Source organism: Nocardia sp. NPDC059154 (assembly GCF_042755705.1).
Taxonomy (GTDB): domain Bacteria; phylum Actinomycetota; class Actinomycetes; order Mycobacteriales; family Mycobacteriaceae; genus Nocardia.
Map to the genome: position 1 here is coordinate 1 of NZ_JBHZCS010000088.1, position 20,894 is coordinate 20,894.

Consider the following 20,894-nt stretch of genomic DNA (forward strand, 5'->3'; position numbering starts at 1 on the left):
TCACCAAGGTGGCCAGCAGACGCACGCCGGACGCGCCGAGCGCGTGCCCCAGCGCGATCGCGCCGCCGCGTGGGTTGAGCTTCTCGGGGTCGGCCTGCAAATCGTGCTGCCAGGCCAGCGGCACTGGCGCGAAAGCCTCGTTGACCTCGTACGCTCCGATGTCATCGATCGACATCCCAGCGCGCGCAAGCACCTTCCGGGTGGCGGGGATAACGCCGGTCAGCATGATCAGCGGATCGTCACCGGCGACAGCGAACTCGTGGAAACGCGCGCGGGGACGCAGGCCGAGTTTCGCGGCGCGCTCCTCGCTCATGATGAGCACGGCCGACGCGGCGTCGGTGAGCGGCGACGAGTTACCCGGAGTGATGCTCCAGGCGATTTCGGGGAACCGCGCGGAAAGCGCCTCGTTGACGAAGGACGGCTTCAGTCCGGCCAGGCCCTCGGCGGTGGTGCTCGCCCGGAGGGTCTGGTCCTGGTCGTGCACCTGCCCGTCGACCGTGATCGGCACGATCTCGTTGGCGAACCCTCCGGCCGCGGCGACCGCGGCTGCGCGCTGGTGCGACTGCGCCGCGTAAGCGTCGAGAGTCTCGCGGTCGAGCTTCCATCGGCCGGCGATCAGCTCAGCGGCCACGCCCTGGTTGATGAGGCCGTCGGGATAGCGCTCCGCCAGCGGTTCGATCGGGTCCTGCCCGATCGAGGCGGTTCCCATCGGCAGTCGGCTCATCGACTCGACGCCGCACGCCACCACGATGTCGTAGGCACCCGACATGACGCCCTGCGCGGCAAAGTGAGCGGCCTGCTGGCTGGAACCACACTGCCGATCGACCGTGGTGCCCGGAACCGACTCCGGCCAGCCAGCGGCGAGCACGGCGCTGCGCGCGATGTTGTTCGTCTGCTCGCCCACCTGCTGCACACAACCGGCGATCACATCGTCGATCTCGGCCGGGTCGATGCCTGTGCGCTCAACCAGTGCCTGCAACGTGTCCGCGAGGAGCCGGACCGGGTGCACGCCCGACAGCGCGCCTCCGGGCTTACCCCGACCTGACGCCGTACGAACAATGTCGACGATGACTGCCGACCTCATTGTGGCCACCTCTCCATTTCGATTCGTTGGACTCCGGCTCCGCATAGCCGGGCAGCCAGAAATCCGTTCTTTCGAATCTAGGAAGAAAAAAGCCCCATGGGATGTCGCAACCTGCTACAGGAGAGGCCCTACTAGCGGGTCCGTGCGCGCAGGACGATGGCGGGCGGGCGTGGTCGGGTCCGGGTCGTGGAAAACCTGCTGGAGTGCAGGCAGCGCGCGAGTCGCCGTCAGCCGGGGTTCGCCGGTACCGGAATTGCGGTTGTCCTGAGAAACGCGCCGCTGGATATCTGTACGCGCATGCGGTCGCCGCGGCGGGACAGATAGGCACAAGGGTTACTCTTCAGGCGACAATGCCGCCACTGAGGCCCGTCGCGAGTCAGGTTGACTGGCGGCACAGGCAAGACGGGAGTCGTTGGCACACAGGCTTTTTCATAGCAAGTCAACCACTTCCATCTGCTCGACGGTGCTGGATGGCCCACCACACCTGGGCCGACACATGCGCGGCCCGCAGATCAGCGCCGGTCTGCTGTTCGAACCGGGAGATGCGATAGCGGACCGTATTCGGGTGCACGACAAGGCGTGCTGCGGTGGCATCGATCCGCATTCCGGATTCGAGGTAGCACTCAACGGTGTCCACCAGGGACCGCGCCATGTCGCCGTCGGCGAGCGGATCGAGAAACCGGCGGGCCAGTTCACTTCCGAAATCCGGATCTACCGTCACCATGGGCAACAATCCGAGCCGGTCCAGATCGGCGATCCCGCGCACGCCGTAAACAACAGCGGTGGATAGCATGCGGCCGGCAAGCCGGAACGAGCGCGGCAAGTGATCCAACCGCACCGCGGAGCCGATGCCGATCACGCCGTCGATTCCAGCGTCGAAAACCGCTGAGGCGGTAACAAATCCGGCAATGTTGCCGTCCACCACGGCAGTCAGGCCACGGGCCGGCACGCCCCCGAGCACCCTGCGCAGCTCGGCAGTGGCGACACTGTCGCCGGCGCCGACGCGGACGGCACGATAGTCGGCGTCGAGTTCGAGTCCGAAGCGCTGAGCGTCGACCCGAATGTCGGCGGGACCGAGCAGACCGAGCAGCAACCCACGCACGAATTCCACGCGCTCCTGCTGGTCCTGCCTCGCCAACTCGAGTTCCACCTCGCGGTGGCCCCCAGAGAAGGCCATGGTGGCCTGGTCGGCGATATCGAGCAGGTCCCGTGTCACCGCCAGCAAGTTACGGTCGGCGAGGCGTCCAGAGCCGGCTGCGGCAGCGAGGACGTCAAGGACCTCCCGGACCGCGATACGACAACCATTCTGGACGTCCACCAGCGAAACACCCTGCCGGGCACGCGTTTCCCCATATTCCCGGAGCGCTCGGACATCGTCGTCGGTGAGTGGCCGCTCCTCGCGGAGGGCAGCAAACAAACGGTCTACGAGTCCGCGCGTATCACGCCCGATGGCGGTCGCTGACAGCGCGCCATAGCCGGGCATCTCTGTGCGCGCCCGAGCCACGATCCGATCCGTCAGTTGGGCCGCTTCGCGTTCGGCACGCGCCAGCAGGCGCCTTTTTGCCGTGGTTGGGCGCTGGGACTTCGTCATATCGATCGGCCCCTGTGCAGCCGCTTTATGAAAACTGACAAATCCCGCGGGTGCGCTTCGACACGTTTTCCATGGCCCAGGTCACAGGGTGGCCGCGATACTCGGCACACCTTGACCACCGATGTTCGACGAGGACCCCCATGTATTTGACTCAGGGCCTGCACCGTTCCGCACAACAGCACCCGGACGGCATCATCACGATCCACGGGGGCCGCACCCGTACCAACTGCGAAAGCCTCGACCGGGTGGCGCGCCTTGCGAGCGCACTGCGCGAACTCGGCGTCGGCGACGACGACCGGGTGGCCATGCTTGCACTCAACTCCGACCGCTACCACGAGTACCTCCTGGCGGTGCCGTGGGCGAACGCGGTGCTCAACCCGGTCAATACTCGTTGGAGCCCCGCGGAAATCGCCTATTCGCTGCAGGACTCGTCCACGCGGGTATTGCTCATGGACGACACCTTTACGGCAATGCTGCCTGCCATCCGAGCCGCGTACGACGGCCTCGAGACCGTGATCCATTGCGGCGACGGCCCCGCCCCCGACGGTCTGCAGTCCTACGAGAGTCTTGTGGCACAGTCGGACCCGATTCCCGACGCCCGTCGTGGCGGCGACAAACTCGCTGGCCTGTTCTATACCGGCGGCACCACCGGGTTCCCCAAAGGCGTGATGCTCAGCCATGCCAACCTCACGACCTCGGCATTGGGCGGGGCCGCCTCCGGCTATCTCTTCCGGCCCGCCGGTACCTTTCTGCACTCCGCACCCATGTTCCATCTCGCCGACCTGGTGAGCTGGTTGGGGCAGTTGCTGATCGGGGGGACCCACGTCATCATTCCGAGCTTCGATCCCGTGGCGGCGATGGGCGCCATCCAAGCCCACCGGGTGACTTCCACCGGTCTGGTGCCGGTGATGCTGCAAATGCTCGTCGAGCATCCGGATGTCACGAATTACGACCTGTCGAGTGTGGAGCAGCTCATGTACGGCGGCTCTCCGATCTCGCAGGCTGTGTTGGAGCGCGCCATGAAGGTCTTCACGAACGCCGGATTCACCCAGGGTTACGGCATGACCGAATTGTCCCCGACCGCGACCCTCCTCGGGCCCGCGGAACACCTCGCCGGGCGGTTGCGGTCCGCGGGAAGGGCGATGCCGCATTGCGAGATCCGTATCGTCGATGCCACCGATTCGGAAGTGCCACGCGGCACGGTCGGCGAGGTCGTCGTCCGAGGTGGACACGTCATGCTCGGCTACTGGAACAAGCCTGCGGAAACCGCTGACGCGGTCCGCGATGGCTGGATGCACACCGGCGACGGCGCTTACATGGACGACGCGGGCTACGTCTACATCGTCGACCGACTCAAGGACATGATCGTCTCCGGCGGCGAGAACGTGTACTCCGCCGAGGTAGAGAACGCCGTGGCCGCCCACCCGGCCGTCGCCGCCTGTGCTGCCATCGGCATCCCGGATCCGGACTGGGGCGAACGCGTCCACGTCGTCATCGTCTGCCATCCCGATCAAACCGTCACCTTCGACGAGATCCGCGAGCACACCAAGAGCCGCATCGCAGGGTACAAAGCACCGCGAAGCATCGAAATAGTGGACGCCCTACCGGTTTCCAGCACAGGCAAGATCCTCAAGCGCACCCTCCGTGAGAAGCACTGGCATGCCGAAGGACGACAGGTGAACTGAGGTGCCGAGCGCGCTGCCGGCTCAGGCCGAGCCAATCCTCAGATCGGGCTGATCGAATTCAGGCTGCCACGCAGGTCGTCGGACCCACCGTCCGATCTTTCGAAGGTAGGGAAAACCGGCCGCGCGGAATGTCGCAATTCGCTACAGCACAGGACGTTTCCCCTGCTCCGAGGCGTGCCGCCGAGACATGCAGGTATGGCACAGGTATTTCTCCCGTGTTGCTGATCACTGAGCGTCGCCACGCTGTTCGAACGTGATCTGAAGCATCGGAAGGAAAGATCAGTGTTCACACCCAAGTTGCTGACCCGCCGCGCCATTTCCTGCGCGATGGCCCTGGGAGTGACGGCCGCGCTCGGTGCGTGCTCGTCGCATACCGACAAAACAGCCCTGCCCGAGGATACGACGCCGGTATCCCCAGCCACGGGGCCGACTGTCGATGTGTGGACCATCGCGGGCACGACCGGGGTGGCTGGAACGCCCCAGGTCGCCGCCGGGGTCAAGGTTGCGTTCCGATACCTGAACGACCACGGCGGAATCGGCAAGAACCACCAGCGTGTCGAGGTCAAGGAATGCGACACTCAAACCACACCGCAGGGCGAGATCCAGTGCGCGCAGCAGGCAGCCGACGATCCGATCGCGATCGCCGTGGCCGCACCACAGGTCTTCCTGGCGACTCAGCAGGTCACAACGACGCTGCAGAACGCGGGACTGCCGGCCGTTGGCGGGATTGCCAACACGCCTTCGGATTACGTGAATCCGATCAACTTCCCCCTCGGCACCACCAATTTCGGTGCCGCGGCCTGCGCGGTCATGACTGCCCGTGCCGCGAAGGTCGACAAGCTGGGCTTCGCGACCGTCGATCTTCCGGCGCCTGTCGACGTGGCCAACGACGGCATCGCGGCAGCAAAGAAGGCCGGGCTGAGCGCAGTCGGTAGCGTGACCTTCCCGATCACGACCACCGATGTGACACCGTTCGTCTCACAGGTCGGCGAAAAGGGATCCGACGCAACGATTCTCACAGCCTCACCCCAGAACGTCGGGGCCTGGCTGGCCGCCGCCGCACGCCTGGGCAAAACCCGGCCGACGTGTGTCATCGACGGCCTCATTCCGAATCAGGTGCTCGTCGGACTCGGCCAGCAGGCCAAGGACTTCTACGCCGCCGCGTTCGTCCCGGATGTGTCCTGGCCTGGAATCCCGCTTCTCGACAGCTTCCGCCGCCAGGCGGACGCCGAGACGAAGAGCGGCGACAAGGCAGCGAGTCTGGACGCCCAGAACAACACCGAACTGGTTCTTCAGGGCTGGATCGGAGCACAGGCGATTCAGCAGGGTGCCGCGAATGTGGACGGCGTGCTCGGTCGCGCCAATTTCCTGGCGGCTTTGAACCAGACCACCGTGAAGCTCGGTGACGGCGATGGAGCGCTCCTTCCTCCCGTGGACTTCTCGAAGCCGAACCCCGACTCGCGCTACACCAGGCTCTTCAACACCCAGTCCTTCCTGAAGAAGTGGGATCCGGCGAAGCAGGCATTCACTCGGGTCTCCGATATCGCCCCGGTCCACGGCGACCAGCTCGTGCCGTAACCAGTTCGCAGGATCGGATCAGGGCCGTACGTGATCGAACGGGCGGCCCTGGCTCATCGAAGGAAGCCAGCATGACCAACGTCATCCAATACGCACTGCTGGGCATCGGGCTCGGCGCCATCTATACGCTGCTAGGACAGGGCATTGTCCTGATCTATCGGGGTTCCGGTGTACTGAACATCGCGCACGGCGGATTCGCGATGTTCGGCGCATACCTGTACCTGCAACTCCATGTCCCCGGCAGTATGGGGACCTCGTTTTCGGCGCAGCAGGGCTGGCCGGTCCTACCGTCCTTCGCTGTGGCTGTACTCGCCACCGCGGCAATCGGTTTGGCTACCGACCAGCTGTTGCTGCGGGGGATGCGAAATGCTTCACCGCTCGCGCGGCTCATCGCCACCGTCGGGGTGCTATTGGTGCTCATCGCGGCGGCCAGCAAGATCTGGGGAGGGTCCCCGCCCTTCGTTCCCGCGATTCTGCCGACCGACATCTGGCAGCTGAGTTCAACCATCACGCTCCCCTCCAGCTATGTCTGGATGGTCGTGATCGCTGCGGTGGCGACAACGCTGCTGGCGGCCATGTGGCGATTCACGCGAATCGGCTGGGTCACAGCGGCTGTTTCACAGAACGAGCGGGGCGCGGCTGCACTCGGCATTTCGCCCGGGTTCGTTTCGTCGGCAACGTGGTCCGCTGGTGCTGGACTCGCGGCAGCCGCAGGGATCCTGCTCACTCCGATCACCCAGGTTTCCGTGGGCGGCCTGAGCCTGCTTGTCATCCCGGTGCTCGCGGCTTTGCTTCTGGGCGGATTTCAGTCGTTCCCGGCAACTTTCGCCAGCGGCATGTTCGTCGGGATCGCCCAGACCGTCGCGCTGAACTACAACGACTTCTTCGAGCAGCGGCTTCACATCACTATGGCCTCTGACGCGTTCCCTGTACTCGTCGTGCTCCTGGTGATGATCGTCCGCGGCTCGTCGCTGCCCCTACGCGGTCACATCGGCGAGCGACTACCGGCGATCGGAACCGGTCGAATCCATTGGCCTGCAACAGTGATCGCGATCGCTGTCGGCTTGATTGCGATCTTCAGTTCTTCGAACCCCACGACGCTGGCGGCAGTCGCCGTCACCTTCACCGTCGCGACACTGCTGCTGTCCCTGGTCGTGCTGATGGGGTATGCCGGCCAGATTTCGCTGGCGCAGTATGCTTTGGCGGGTATCGGCGGGCTCATCGCCGCTCGGTTGGCATTGAAATACGAACTCGGCCTCGCACCCGCGCTCGTGATCGGGATGTTGGGAGCCACGGCTGCCGGACTGTTGATCGCGGTGCCGGCACTGCGTCTGCGGGGTGTCAACCTCGCGGTGATCACGTTGGCCGCGGCGTGGGCCATCCACGACATGGTGTTCGCCAACCCGCGCGCATCGGGTGACGCCGCGGGCATCGCCGTCGGTCGCGCACAGTTGTTCGGCTGGGAGATCAGCGGTTCTACTCATCCCGCACGCTACGCGGCGTTCACACTCGTGGTTTTTGCGCTGGTCGGCGTATTGGTCGCGAATCTACGGCGAAGCCGGTTCGGGCGGCGAATGATCGCGGTTCGTTCCAATGAGCGCGCCGCGGCAGCGTCAGGTGTCGCGATATTTCGTACCAAGCTGCTCGCCTTCGCGGTGTCGGGCGCAATCGCAGGATTAGCAGGCACCCTGGCCGCATTCCAATACGAGAGCACAAGTTTCGTCACGTTGGACGCGTTCACATCGCTCTTGGCCGTCGCTTGGGTGGTCATCGGCGCTGTCGGCTTCGTCCTGGGTGCCGTGATCGGCGCAATTCTCGCTCCCGGCGCGCTACTCTCTCTGATCGGGCTGCACTGGCATGGTTTCGGCGACTGGCTCGCGCTGATCGGCGGCGTCGGAGTGCTGCTGGCCGTCCGTTTCAACCAGAACGGGATTACGTATGGGATCACCCGCGGTCTCAGCAGGTACACAGCGAAGTTCGGACGGCGGCTGCCCTGGCGCAAGCAGGGAAACGAAGTCACTGTGCCGACAGCTACGGTGGAGCCGAAACGCGTTGTACCGCAGCGCCTCCGAATCCAGGACCTGACCGTCCGCTACGGCGCGGTCCTGGCCGTCGATTCGATCAGTATCGACGTCGCTCCTGGCGAGATCGTCGGCCTCATCGGCCCGAACGGCGCAGGCAAGACCTCATTGATGGATGCGGTGTCCGGATTCGCCTCCTGCCAGGGGCACGTTCGGCTCGACGATCGCCGGATCGATCAGTGGTCGCCCCATCGGCGCGCACGCGCGGGTCTGGTTCGCTCATTCCAAGGTCTGGAGCTCTTCCCCGAACTCACAATTCTGGAAAACCTCCAGGTTCCCAACGACGCCGACGGGACCCTCTGGGCCGCGTCCGAACTCCTCCGCCCACGGAAGATGGTTCTGCCGCCGGTCACTCTCGCGGCCGTGCAGGACTTCGGCCTTGCCCCGATCCTGCACAAACTCCCGGATGAAATCTCCTACGGGGAACGACGTCTCGTCGCGATCGCACGTGCCGTCGCTGCACAGCCGTCGGTCCTGCTGCTCGACGAGCCGGTGGCCGGACTCAGTGAACACGAGTCTGCGGAATTCGCCGTCCTGGTGCGCCGTCTGGCGGACACCTGGGGTATGGCGATTCTCGTGATCGAGCACGATATGGGATTCGTCATGAACACCTGCGACCGCATCACGGTGATGAACTTTGGAAAACATGTCTGCGAAGGCAACCCGGACCAGGTGCGGGCCAACGAAGCCGCGATCGCGGCGTACCTCGGCGACGATGCCCAGCCACCCCAGACCGATCCGATCCACGCCTCCGAGGCTGACAACGACGAACGAACCGAAGCGAGGCTTTGACCATGACCACACCCTTGCTCGAGACACGGGGACTCTGCTGTGGATACGGTGGTGTCGACGTGGTCCGCAAAATCGACATCACAGTCCACCCCGGCGAAGTGGTGGCCTTGCTGGGCGCGAATGGCGCCGGCAAGACCACCACTTTGCTCACCGTCGCCGGGGAACTGAAACCAATCGATGGCAGCGTCCTGATCGACGGCCACCAAACCAAGGCACCATTGCACAAGCGCGCCCGCCGCGGAATGGCTTTCGTGACCGAGGAGCGATCAACTTTCTCGAATCTCACGACCCGACAGAACCTGACCGTGGGCCGGGCGGATATCGCCGCTGCCACAACTATTTTCCCGGAACTTCTACCACTGTTGCCCCGGCGAGCGGGCCTGCTGTCCGGCGGCGAGCAGCAGATGCTCTCCCTCAGCCGCGCGCTCACACGTGGCACGAAGCTGCTGTTGGCCGATGAGCTGTCACTTGGTCTCGCACCCAAAACAGTAGGTAGCCTCCTGACCGCGGTCCGCGCCGGCGCCGACCTGCACGGCATCGGCGCGCTGCTGGTCGAACAGCATGTGCACCGCGTTCTCGATATCGCCGACCGCGTTTACTTGCTGCACCAGGGCCGAATCGAATTCTCCGGAAGTGCGGCCGAAGCACGGTCGAGCCTCGACGAAATCCAGGCGACCTACTTAGCCGCGGCAGCACCGACCGACGACAAACCGAGAGGCAGCAAGATCGTCCGCTGACCAGATAGCCGACTTCACCACCGAGACAAGCTCTTTCGTTCCACTGTCAAACGGACTCGCTAGCCCAGCCAGTGGACATCGTCACAAGACATCATCGAGCATAACTGACCAGTAGTCAGTAAGCTTCAACCATGCTCCCAGCTCCCAGCGAACGAGGGGCGGCACTCGTGAGTGGCGCCTCCTCTGGTCTCGGCCTCTCAATAGCAACTGCGCTCGCTCGGCGTGGTTACAACATCGTCCTGACCGCCCGGCGCGGCGATCGCCTCCGCGCTCTCGCGGACAAGCTGACTGCCGAATTCTCGGTCCGCGCCGAGCCGGTTCCCTGCGATCTTGCTGATCGGTCTGCACCAGAGCAGCTCCAGCATGCCATCGACGCAATGGGTTTCGACATCGATGTGCTCGTGAACAATGCGGGCCTCGGTTCGACCGGCCGCTTCCAGGATGCCGACCTCGAACTGCAGCTGGCCATCGTGCGTGTCAAGGTTGAAACTGCGGTGGCGCTCACCGGTCGGTTTCTTCCGGGAATGCTCACCCGAGGCCGGGGCGCGATACTCAACGTCTCCTCGACGACGGGCTTCCAGCCACTCGCGAACAACGCAACCTATGCAGCGGCCAATGCCTTTGTGCTGTCGTTCACCGAGTCGCTTCACATCGATCTGGCCGGCACCGGTGTGTCGGCCACAGCCCTCTGCCCCGGACCGGTAAAGACCGAGCTCTGGAGCGAATCGGGCCCAACTGCCTCGGCTGTCGCATCGCTACTGCCGGACTTTTTGTGGATGACTCCGGACGAGGTGGCCGAGGCCGGCATCGAGGGCCTCGAAGCACGCAAACGAGTCGTGGTGCCGGGAACGATGAACCGCCTCGGCGCGCTCGGCGGCCAGCACGCGCCTCGTAGCCTCCTGCTGCGCCTGACCGCCGCAATTGGGGCAACTCCCGACGGACAACAACAACCATAGAAGAATCCGGCGATACCGCGGATAAAATCAGCCACGGCCGAGCGTAGAGCGCTCGGCCGTGGCTGATTTTCAGTGTGTGTGTCCTGCTAGTGCGCTGCTCGCAAGGCTTCTTCCGACCGGAACACATCCGATTTTGCGGTCACTTGATAGTTCTTGATGTCGAACTTCCGCAGCTTCCGCACCATGCCCAGCGGCTGCCCCGGCCACATCGCCAGGTTGTGGCCCTTCTCGTTCAGGTAGTAGGTGTTGCACCCGGTAGTGAAGACAAATCCCGACAGGTAGGCATCCCTGCGGTCCATCCAGGTTTGTTCCACGGCAGGCTTGGGTTCGACCGTGTCGATACCCCGTCGCTGCATGGTCTGGATCGCCGATCCGACGTATCGAGCCTGCGCTTCGCAACCGATGAAGACCGAAGCAGTGCCGGAGTGGACGCCGCCAACGAGGAAGAAATTAGGGCAGTCGACGACCGTGGTCGCGCGGTAGGTCCGAGGCATTTCTTCGAACCGTTCGGCGAGGAGTCGACCGTTCCGGTCGCGGATACGGTCGAAAACCGGTGATCCGAAGTTGAATCCGGTGCCCCAGATGATCGCGTCCACCTCGAACTCACGGCCAGTTGCCGTGATCACCGAATTCTCGCGAATCTCGCTCAGTGCCGACGGTACATAATCGACATTGGAGGCCGAAATCGCTGGATACCAGGCATTCGACAGCAGGAGCCGCTTGCATCCGGCCTTGTAGTCGGGCGTCAGCACCTTACGCAGTTCCGGATCTGCGACCGACTGTTCCAGATGCTTGCGTGCGGCGCGTTCGGGAAGTGCCGCGAGACGCGGGTACTTGACGGTAAGAACTACGACTTCCAGCAGTGCCCAGATAAATGTACGCAGGACCCTCTGTCGCAGATGGGCACGCCACTTGCTACGCGGCTCGTGCACTACGTCAGGCTTCGCAACAATCCACGGAGGCGTACGCTGCAGGACTACGAGCTGTTCAGCCTGAGGCTGGATTTCCGGCACGAATTGAATAGCCGATGCGCCCGTACCGACGACCGCAATCCGCTTCCCTTCCGCGTCGAAGTCGGCCGGCCAATCGTGGGAATGGAAGATGTCCCCTTCGAACTTGTCCGCGCCGGGGATGTACGGGATGGACGCCCGGTCGTTCTGACCGGTGGCAACAATCAGAAATTGCGCACGGATCGAACCCTTGTCCGTCTCGCACAGCCATTTCTTCTCGCTGTCGGACCACACGGAATCGATGAGTTCTGTCCCGAACCGGACATGGCGCACGATGTCATTCTCGACAGCGACCCGTTCCAGGTACTCGCGAATCTCCTGCCCGGGCGCGAACAAACGCGACCAATCGTTCAGCGCGATTCCGTACTGATAGGTCGGCGACGGCACGTCGCAACCGATGCCGGGATAGCGATTGTGGTTCCAGACGCCTCCGAGCCCGTCCGACCGTTCCAGCAGGATGAACCGCACGCCTTTGCGCTTGAGCTCGATCGCCGTACGGATTCCCGACATTCCGCCGCCAACGATGACCGCTTCGATGTCGGTGGGATTTGCGTCTGCCAGGTGTTCGCTGTGTTCCAGCGTGTGCTCCACCTCGATACCTCTTCCTCCGGTGTACCCCTGCGACCGACCCTCCCCCCGAACATGTGGGCAGTCACAGTGCGCTGCTCTTCATGAGCTGCGTCACAGGACTTTACTGTCTAAATGTCAGTAATGCAACGGGAAATCCCTGCGCTGATGCCCCACATCAGCCTCGACTACTGTCACATGGTCAAACGGCGGCCGTATCTCCCCCAGAAGGCTGCACGTCGACACAAGGGCATGAGCATTCGGTCGGTGGATGACAACGAATGCCCCATCCACCGACCCGGCTCGATCAGGCCAGAACGTCCGAAAGTTCGGACAGCAGAGCGGATTTCGCCTTCGCACCCACGATCTGCTTCACCGGCTCTCCGTCACGGAACAAGATCATGACCGGAACCGACATCACTCGGTGGTCTCGTGCGATATCAGGAAACTCATCGACATCGAGTTTCCCGACCAGCAGCTTGTCGGCATGCTCGGCCGCGATCTCCTCCAGCACCGGCGCGATCGTCTTGCACGGCCCACACCACGGTGCCCAGAAGTCGACCAGGATGGTCCGTCCATTGGCCAGAACCTCATCGGCGAAGTTCGCCGCGGTCAATGTGATAGTCGAGTTGGACATCTTTTCTCTTTCGTTCTCGATCTCTTGCTTGAATCAGGGGCTCGACCCGGGACCGGCAGTTCCGCGCTGCGGGCGAACTCGGCCTCAGACTTCAGACAGCCAGCGCTCTGTATCGAGCGCCGCTGTACAACCGGAGCCGGCCGCGGTGATCGCCTGCCGATAGGTGTGGTCGACGAGGTCGCCACAGGCGAACACGCCGGCCAGATTCGTTCGTGATGTACGCCCGCGCGCAACCACATACCCTGCGCCATCCACCTCGACTTGGCCGCGTACGAGATTCGAGCGCGGGTCATGGCCGACCGCGACGAACAGTCCGGTCACCTCCAGGCTCGACTCGAGGCCGGTCGACACGTCCTTCAGCAGCACGCTGCGTACCGCATCGTCACCCTGCACCTCAGTGACCTGCGCGTTCAGCTTCCACCGAATCTTGTCGTTCGCACGCGCTCGGTCGAGCATGATCTTGGACGCTCGCAGTTCCTCTCGCCGGTGAACGACGGTCACACTGCGTGCGAACCGAGTCAGGAACTCGGCCTCCTCCATCGCCGAGTCACCGCCGCCGACCACAGCGATGTCCTGGTCTCGGAAGAAGAACCCGTCGCAGGTCGCACATGAGGACACCCCACGTCCGAGGAGCCGCTGTTCCCCAGGAACATCGAGATATCTTGGGGCAGCACCCATCGCGAGGATCACGGCACGCGCGGCATATCGTTCGCCGTTCACCGTGACGTACTTGATCGCGCCCTCGAGATCCAGCTGGTCCACGTCGGCTGCGACGAGTTCAGCGCCGAAGCGCTGCGCCTGCGCGCGCATTCCGGCCATCAGATCCGGGCCCAGGATGCCTTCCTCGAAACCCGGGAAGTTCTCCACCTCGGTGGTAGTCATCAACGCCCCGCCCGCCTGCGAACCTTCGAAGACAAGGGGTTCGAGTTGCGCACGCGCGGTGTACACCGCGGCCGTATAGCCGGCCGGGCCGGAGCCCACGATGATGACGTTCCGGATTGCTTCTACAGGCACCTATACCTCCCACTCCGGCCAGGTCAGGCCGTGTTGCGTACGCGAATCGGCATACCGATCCGCACCTTACGGTACTGATCAAGTGTCAGTTCCGTCCTGGTTTTCACTCTATTCTTACTGACTTTTTGACGGTAGCGTGGCCGGCATGAGTTTGGATGTGTACGAGGACATCGAGCGTTGCTTCGAGGCTGGATGGTCCGACGGTCTACCGGTTGTCCCGCCCTACGGAACGCTGGTCGACGCGATGCTCGAAGCGTGCGGGTGGTCCGCCACCGAGGTAGTCGGAACCATCGAGGATCAGCACCTCGAGATCCGCGGCGAGCATCTGGCCGCCGCAGCGGTGATGGCCGGCTGCAAACCCGAATACGGCCGATTCTTGAGAGCGACCGGACTAGCACTGGTCGACCCGCTGCTCAATATCAGCGGGTGCGAGGTGACCACCGGCGGCGTCTCCACGACGGTAATCGCCAGCGGGCCGATTGTCGACGAACTCGGGTTCGAGCACGAAGCGAACGCCCTGGGAGCAAACAATCGAGTCAACGCGACAATCGGCCGGTTCGCCCAGCTTGTTCGCTTGTTCTGCGGGCGTGCTGGTGGCGTCCTGCAGGCGCATGGGACCGTCGGGCACCCCGGTCGCCTGTCCTTCTGCATCGCTGAGCACCCGGTGACGTCGTGGCCGAGCTTCCACACCCAGTTCGGACTGCCCGCGGAGTCGTCCGCGGCGACGATCATGGCGACCGAAGGACCCATCAGCGTCAACAACCACTATGCGGACACCGGTGAGCAGATCCTTCGTACGATTGCCGATGCGATCGCCCACTACGGCTCGACCGCCCACTACTACCAATCCAGCGGCTATCTCATTGCCATCGCACCCGACCACATGGCATTGGTGGAATCAGAGTTCACACGGGATGAGGCTCGGCGCTTCGTCTTCGAGCACGCGGTGCGGCCGACCGATGATCTGGCCCGGGTGGGCCGGATACCCCACGATCCACCGGAGTTCTGGCAGGTCGTCCCTGGCTCGATGCGGGCGCCCTTCCGCACAGAGAACCAGCTGTCCTTCATCGAATGCGGCAAAGAAGGCGGCAAGTTCTCCGCTGTGATCCCCCGTTGGACCGGAAATGTCCACGTCGTCTCCCAGCCCGTCGACCAGTCCAACTGAGAGGAATCGCAACGTGAGCACCTTCGTCAAACCCAGCGAACGCGTCGTCAGCTGCGGCGATGTCAGTTGCGAGTTCCTGGTGGACCCCATCCCGCGGCCCAAACCACCCGCGATCAAGGTCAGCACCACACCGGAGAATCGCGAGATCGTTTTCGTGGACAACCACAAGCCCAACTCGGTCGCCATTCTCCGTGGCGCACAGGCGATTCTGCGCCAGCGTGGGATTCCCGTTCGCGAAGAGATCAAGCTCAAGCTGAATGCGTCCGTCACCCTCGGCGACGCGGAACTCGCCGAGCTGGTATCCAAGGGCGGGCTGATCTTCTGCGGTATCTCCGATTGTGGGAGCTGCTCGGCGGCCAGCGTGCGCGACTCGATTCTGCTGCAGCAGCAGGGCGCGGCGGCGTTCGCCATCCTGACGAAGCCGTTCGAGTCCCAGATGGATCGAATCGCAACATATTACGAGACCGACAAACCCATTCCGCTGGTCGTCCTCGATCATCCGATGCAGAACGTCGGAGCAGCGGAGCTACACGCCCGCTCCGAGGCGCTCGCCGACGCTGTCCAAGCAATCTTCAATCAGTGAGGGAGCTCAATACATATGGACCCCTTGGCGATCCACGCGGTTGGCCTGGACCTGCCCGCAGCACTGTCCGTCCGTGATCTGGCCGCGGCCGCCGGTGGCGATGTCACAACATACACCGGCTGGCCTCAGGTCCGGGTCGGCGGCGAAGAAGATCATCCCGCCACGCTCGCCTCGCGAGCGCTCGAGGTCGCACTCCGTGATGCGGGCATACCCGCATCGGAGCTCAAAATCGTTGTCTCCACGGGTATGTCGCGCGAGTATCTCGGTTCGTGGTCGCTGTCGACCGAGGTGATGCGTCAGCACGGCGCGCCCAGTACCTGCATGCCCCTCGATATCAACTGCGGATGCCTGGCCACGTTGTGGTCGTTGTCCCTGATGCAGGGCTGGCTCGCCGCTTCCGGCGGTGGTTACGCAGCGATCGTCAGCGGGGAGCGTCTCAGCGACACCGTCGACCGCTCGGACAACTCGGCCCAGAACCTGTGGGGCTACGGTGATGGCGGCAGCGCGATCATCGTCGGTGTCGGCACTGGGTCGCCGGCACTGTGGAATTTGGCCTCCACCGGCTTTTCCAGCCACGCCGAGTTCGCCGGCATCCTGCGCGTCGAGTACGGCGGCACCCGTAATCCCGTGCTGCCCGCGGGTGCCACGAACTATCGCCGCTTCGCACCGATTCCTCTGTCGGAGGTTCGTGCGGTGTACGTGAACGGATATCAGGATGCGTTCACGACGGCGCAGAAGAGCACCACGACTGTCGCGGAGCGGCTTGTCTGTAATCAGGTATCACCCAACTTCACTCCCGTGATCGCCGAGGCAGCGGGGATTCCGATGGAGCACGTGATCGTCACCGGCGAGGACGCAGGACATGTCGGATCCGCAGATATCGGGATCGGACTGAGGAAGCTTCTCGACACCGAAGGCGCCACCGTGCCCCTCGCCCTCGGTGCCAGTACGCCGTTCGCGTTCGGTGCGGCGATACTCGAACCTGCCGGAACGAAGTAACGACTTCAGTCTGTTTCGCCGACTGCTCCTTGGCTTACAGCCCGGGAGCAGTTGGCGTTGGAGGAACCCCCAGCGAAACGGCTATAACAGCTTGACGAGACGGTCGGACCTATGTTGGCTGCGCGTGGTGCTCGATAACCCAGGCAGCGATCTGGGCCCTGTTGGAGAAGCCCAGCTTGCTCAGGATTCTTTCGACGTGGCCCTCCGCCGTACGCTTGGAAATCACCAGATCACCTGCGATCTCACGGTTACTACGACCGTCTGCGACCAACTCCGCGATCTGCATCTCACGCACGGTGAGGGAGGTAGGCCGCTTGGCTATTTCTACGCCTGTGGGGCGCGGCGCCGACGCCGCCTCCAGCGCGAGATCGAGTACCTCGCGTAGCGCCAACGCCGAACCCCTGTCATAACGACTTCGAAAGTTCCTCTCCCCCAATGCTGTTCGCAAAACAGCACCGACCTCCGCGCGGTAGGCGTGCAGAGCGGGCAGAATGGTTGTGGAGAGTCCAATCTCGCTGAAGATTCGGTCCGCGGCAGCCAGTAGTTCCACCGACCGTTCGTGCTGGTATTGGCGGGCGGCGATCAGTGCAAGCGCCTCGATGGAGCGCCCGATGGCCGCCAGATCATTCTCGCCGCTTACGGTGAGGGCCTCCGCTTCCAGCACTTCCGCGTCGCCCACACGACCAGCCCACAATTGGTGGATCCCCAGCATCCACAGTGCATAAGCGCGCCAGTGCGTCTCGCCCCGGCCTTCGGTGATGGCCCGGCAAGAATCGAGCCATTCGACGGCATCTTCCTTCTCGCCGAAGAACTCCGCGCTCATACCGAGCAACAGCAGAGTCGATACCTCCCCCGCGGTGTCGCCGGTCGATCGGAACTGCGCCAGTGCATCCTCGAGTTGCGAGATCCCGGCGACCTCTTCCCCCCGCAGGGTGTCCATCATGCCCACTGTCTGGCGCACATAGGTTATTGCTGATGTGTCGTCCAGTTCGGGTGTCAGTTTCTCTGCGGCGGCAAGCTGCTCACCGGCAGCGGTCAGGTCTCCCTGCATCATCGCGAACCATGCATCGAGCCGTAGCGCTCTGCACCTCTCCGGGCTCGCGGACTCGGTGAGCGATAGCAGGCGGCTCAACCAGTGCCGCGCTTCCGGCAGGAGACCGAACGCTTCCCAATACGGCTCCGATCCGACCATGATGCGCAGCCCGATCGTCGCGTCCTCCGAGCTGACCGCACAGAACTCGAGTGCCGCCCGGAGATTCGCATGATTGCGACGCAACCGCACCAGCCATTCGGCCTGTCGCGGACTGATCCAATCGTCGGCGAGCTGGCTCACCAGATCGAAGTACCAGTCTCGATGGCGCCGGCGAAATACTTCCTCCTCCAACGCGTCTCGAAGCTTCCACTCCCCGTACTGCCGCACCGTTTCCAACATGCGGTAGCCGCTGCGTGCGGTCGTCGCCTCACGTTGCAGAATCGACTTACTCACCAGGGAAGCGACGATATCGAAGATGTCGTCGCCCACCATGTCGTCGGCAGCGCAGATCCGCTCCGCCGCATCGAGATCGAAACTGCCGCGAAATACGGCGAGCCGCCGCCACATTCGTTGCTCGGCGGGCGTGCAGAGTTCGAAACTCCAGTCCATGCACGACCGCAGCGTCTGCTGGCGTTCGGCCACGTTCCGGCTACCGGTTCCGAGCAGCCGGAACCGATCGTCCAATCGTGCCAGCATCTCGTCGACCGACAGGACGCGCAGCCGGACAGCGGCAAGTTCCATCGCCAGCGGTAGACCGTCGAGCCGGTGACACAGCCGGGCAATCGACGAGTGGTTTTCCTCCGTGATCGCGAAGCCTGGCAGTGCAGCGGCCGCGCGATCAAGGAAGAAACTCACACCGTCGTACTGGATCAGCTGAGTGGGCACCGTCGCGGCGTCGGGATCGGGGACCGGCAACGCGGACACGGTGAACACGCTCTCGCCGTTGAGCTCCAAGGGCTCCCGGCTTGTGGCCAGTACACGCAACTCGGCGCAGTTGCGCAGCAGTTCGTCAACAAGCGCAGCGCAGGCATCGGTCAGGTGCTCGCAATTGTCCAGGACCAATAACATCGCCTGGTCCTGAATATGGTCGACCAGCGCACTGCCACACCATCGCACCGACTGGTCTCGCAACCCGAGGCCCGCCGCGATCGTGTCAGCGAGCAACTCGGGATCCCTGAGACCGGCCAGCTCCACAAGCCTGACTTCATCGCGAAATGTTCGGCGCAGATCACGCGCGACCCGTAATGCGAGCCTCGTTTTCCCGACACCGCCGACGCCGGTCAAGGTGAGCAACCGAGTACCCGACAGCAACCGCTTGATCTCGGTCAGCTCATTCCGACGGCCGACGAACCGGTCGATGTCGACGGGGAGACCGTATGCTCGCGAGACCATATGACTGCGTCAACTCTCTTTGCGTTCAGGTAGCCAACACCTTACTGACATAGAGTCAGTTTATCAACGGATTCACCCCTCGGTCAGGGAAGACGGGCTCAGCGCATTCCCCCGTCGAGACGCAGGATGGCGCCGGTGCTGAACGACGAGGCGCTGGTCGCGAAATAGAGCACCGCACCGAGCACCTCTTCAGGCTCGCCGCAGCGCCCCAACGCCACCGCGTCGCCGAGCTGCTCGCGAATCTCAGGCGTCCACGCCGTCGAAACGTCGGTAAGGAACGCCCCACATTGAATGCCGTTGACCCGCACCGAAGGGCCGAGGGCCTGCGCCAAACCCTCGGTCAACGCATTGAGACCAGCCTTGGCTGCAGCGTACGGCAACGAGTGCGGATCGGGACGGATCGCGGCGACCGAACTGATGTTGATGATCGAACCGCCACCTGCGGCGGCCATTCGCGTGCCGATCGCGACGGCCAGGCGGAACGGTCCCTTGAGGTTGATGCCGATCACTTTGTCGAACATCGCTTCACTGACCTGGTCAAGGCTGGGATAAAGCGGGGACAAACCAGCGTTGTTGACCAGCACGTCGACCCGGCCGAACTCGTCGTAGACCTTGTCCACGAGCTCATCGCAGTCCGACCAGCTACTGACATTGCACCGCACAGGCAGAGCCCGGACTCCATATTCCGAAGCGATCTTCTCGGCCAAGACCTCGCAGTTCTCCACCTTGCGGCTGGCGATCACCACATGTGCGCCGCGCTGGGCGAACGCGGTCACCATCTCCTTGCCCATACCGCGGCTACCGCCGGTCACCACGACGACCTGTCCATCCATGCTCACTGACGCTCTCCAATTTAATAGAGTGGACACTCAATACATTACGAGGTTATGATACGGCTCGTGCCACAGCAGTCAAGACAGGATCACGGCGTCGACCAGCATGTCCTCGAGTCCTGGATGGATACCCAGAATCTGGGAACCGGGCCGATCCGTGATGTGGAACCGATCGGCGGCGGGACGCAGAACGTCATGCTCAGCTTCGTTCGGGCCGACCGACACTTCGTCTTCCGAAGGGGTCCCCGCCATGTGCGCCCGGCTACCAATGAAGCGTTGCGGCGCGAGGTTCGCGTGCTCGATGCATTGGCCGACAGCCCGGTCCCGCATCCCCGCCTGATCGCGAGTTGCCCGGATGAGGCCGTCCTCGGCGACTCGGTGTTCTATCTGATGGAACCCATCGATGGCTTCAATGCAATGACCGACCTTCCGCCGGCGTATGCAACGGATCCAGCGTTGCGTCATGACATGGGCCTGGCCATGGTCGACGCACTCGCAGAGCTCGGGTCCATCGACTACAAGGCCGTCGGGCTGGAGGATTTCGGGCGACCGGAGGGCTTCCTCGAACGCCAGGTACCTCGTTGGCTCAATGAATTGTCCTCGTATACAAAGCTTTCCGGGTACAGCGGTTCCGAGATCATCGGCGTGGACGAGGTCGCCGACTGGCTCGATCACAATCGCCCAGCGAGCTGGCAGCCTGGCATCATGCATGGCGACTACCACCTCGCCAACGTGATGTTCCACCCCGACCGCGCTGAGGTCGCGGCCATCGTCGACTGGGAGATGTGCACGATCGGCGACCCGCTGCTCGATCTCGGCTGGATGCTCGCGACATGGCCGCACCCGGACGACCGGACGCCGATTATCGACAGTCCCATGGCCAAGGCGGGTGGCCTGGCTACCCCACGGGAGCTGATCGAACGCTATGCCGCTCGCTCCGAGCGCGACCTGTCGGCGATCACCTGGTACACGATCCTTGCGTCGTTCAAACTCGGCATCGTCCTGGAGGGCACCTATGCCCGGGCATGCTCCGGAGCGGCACCGAAAGCTGTTGGCGACTATCTGCACAGCCTCACGCTGCGTCTTTTCGCCCGCGCCCGAGCTCTCGCTTCGGGCAATCTCATCCTTTGATGGAAGGACACCACTAGTGGTATCGG

At 63.5% G+C, this 20,894-nt stretch carries 16 protein-coding genes; 9 read left to right on the top strand and 7 right to left on the bottom strand.

Going from position 1 to position 20,894, the window contains the following annotated elements; all coding sequences use genetic code 11:
• A partial coding sequence (locus ACFXN1_RS44775) for a thiolase family protein (protein ID WP_379463946.1) occupies nt 1-1,084 on the bottom strand: 1,084 nt, incomplete at its 3' end.
• Nucleotides 1,085-1,523: 439 nt separating this feature from the next.
• Nucleotides 1,524-2,675, bottom strand: coding sequence for a PucR family transcriptional regulator (locus tag ACFXN1_RS44780; protein ID WP_379444221.1), 1,152 nt, complete (start codon nt 2,673-2,675; stop codon nt 1,524-1,526).
• A 140-nt stretch (nt 2,676-2,815) separates the two neighbouring features.
• Between ACFXN1_RS44780 and ACFXN1_RS44785 the strand changes: the two genes are divergently transcribed.
• From ACFXN1_RS44785 to ACFXN1_RS44805, 5 genes are all read left to right on the top strand, one after another.
• Nucleotides 2,816-4,360, top strand: a complete 1,545-nt coding sequence (locus tag ACFXN1_RS44785) for a long-chain fatty acid--CoA ligase (RefSeq protein ID WP_379444220.1) — start codon at nt 2,816-2,818, stop codon at nt 4,358-4,360.
• 282 nt (nt 4,361-4,642) lie between these two features.
• Nucleotides 4,643-5,938 (top strand): ABC transporter substrate-binding protein, encoded by a 1,296-nt coding sequence (locus ACFXN1_RS44790; RefSeq protein ID WP_379444219.1) that lies wholly within the window; start codon nt 4,643-4,645, stop codon nt 5,936-5,938.
• A gap of 71 nt (nt 5,939-6,009) precedes the next feature.
• Nucleotides 6,010-8,811: an ATP-binding cassette domain-containing protein gene (locus ACFXN1_RS44795; protein ID WP_379444218.1), complete on the top strand. Its 2,802-nt coding sequence runs from the start codon at nt 6,010-6,012 to the stop codon at nt 8,809-8,811.
• Nucleotides 8,812-8,813: 2 nt separating this feature from the next.
• Nucleotides 8,814-9,548, top strand: a complete 735-nt coding sequence (locus ACFXN1_RS44800) for an ABC transporter ATP-binding protein (RefSeq protein WP_379463948.1) — start codon at nt 8,814-8,816, stop codon at nt 9,546-9,548.
• Nucleotides 9,549-9,679: 131 nt separating this feature from the next.
• Nucleotides 9,680-10,504, top strand: coding sequence for an SDR family NAD(P)-dependent oxidoreductase (locus ACFXN1_RS44805; protein WP_379444216.1), 825 nt, complete (start codon nt 9,680-9,682; stop codon nt 10,502-10,504).
• A gap of 86 nt (nt 10,505-10,590) precedes the next feature.
• Here ACFXN1_RS44805 and ACFXN1_RS44810 read toward each other — a convergent pair whose 3' ends face one another.
• The 3 genes from ACFXN1_RS44810 to trxB all read right to left on the bottom strand — a co-directional run bounded on the left by ACFXN1_RS44810 (nt 10,591) and on the right by trxB (nt 13,732).
• A complete protein-coding gene (locus tag ACFXN1_RS44810; RefSeq protein ID WP_379444143.1) occupies nt 10,591-12,105 on the bottom strand; it encodes a flavin-containing monooxygenase in 1,515 nt (504 codons plus the stop codon).
• 283 nt (nt 12,106-12,388) lie between these two features.
• Nucleotides 12,389-12,718, bottom strand: coding sequence for a thioredoxin (trxA, locus tag ACFXN1_RS44815; protein WP_379444144.1), 330 nt, complete (start codon nt 12,716-12,718; stop codon nt 12,389-12,391).
• 84 nt (nt 12,719-12,802) lie between these two features.
• A complete protein-coding gene (gene trxB, locus ACFXN1_RS44820) occupies nt 12,803-13,732 on the bottom strand; it encodes a thioredoxin-disulfide reductase (RefSeq protein ID WP_379444146.1) in 930 nt (309 codons plus the stop codon).
• A gap of 145 nt (nt 13,733-13,877) precedes the next feature.
• On the opposite strand from trxB, the gene ACFXN1_RS44825 reads away from it, so the two are divergent.
• From ACFXN1_RS44825 to ACFXN1_RS44835, 3 genes are read left to right on the top strand one after another with little or no spacing between them, the layout of a single operon-like run.
• Complete coding sequence (locus ACFXN1_RS44825; protein WP_379444147.1) at nt 13,878-14,897, top strand: hypothetical protein; 1,020 nt, start codon at nt 13,878-13,880, stop codon at nt 14,895-14,897.
• A gap of 13 nt (nt 14,898-14,910) precedes the next feature.
• Nucleotides 14,911-15,480 carry a UGSC family (seleno)protein gene (locus ACFXN1_RS44830; RefSeq protein WP_379444148.1) on the top strand — a complete coding sequence of 190 codons (570 nt, stop codon included), beginning with the start codon at nt 14,911-14,913 and terminating at the stop codon, nt 15,478-15,480.
• 24 nt (nt 15,481-15,504) lie between these two features.
• On the top strand, nt 15,505-16,479 hold the full coding sequence (locus tag ACFXN1_RS44835; protein ID WP_379463950.1) for a hypothetical protein: 975 nt from the start codon (nt 15,505-15,507) through the stop codon (nt 16,477-16,479).
• A 109-nt stretch (nt 16,480-16,588) separates the two neighbouring features.
• On the opposite strand, the gene ACFXN1_RS44840 is transcribed toward ACFXN1_RS44835, so the two are convergent.
• Nucleotides 16,589-18,904: an ATP-binding protein gene (locus ACFXN1_RS44840; protein ID WP_379444150.1), complete on the bottom strand. Its 2,316-nt coding sequence runs from the start codon at nt 18,902-18,904 to the stop codon at nt 16,589-16,591.
• Between the two features lie 98 nt (nt 18,905-19,002).
• Complete coding sequence (locus tag ACFXN1_RS44845; RefSeq protein ID WP_379444151.1) at nt 19,003-19,737, bottom strand: SDR family NAD(P)-dependent oxidoreductase; 735 nt, start codon at nt 19,735-19,737, stop codon at nt 19,003-19,005.
• A gap of 54 nt (nt 19,738-19,791) precedes the next feature.
• Here ACFXN1_RS44845 and ACFXN1_RS44850 point away from each other — a divergent pair, with 54 nt between their 5' ends.
• Nucleotides 19,792-20,868, top strand: a complete 1,077-nt coding sequence (locus tag ACFXN1_RS44850) for a phosphotransferase family protein (RefSeq protein ID WP_379444152.1) — start codon at nt 19,792-19,794, stop codon at nt 20,866-20,868.
• Nucleotides 20,869-20,894 lie beyond the last annotated feature (26 nt).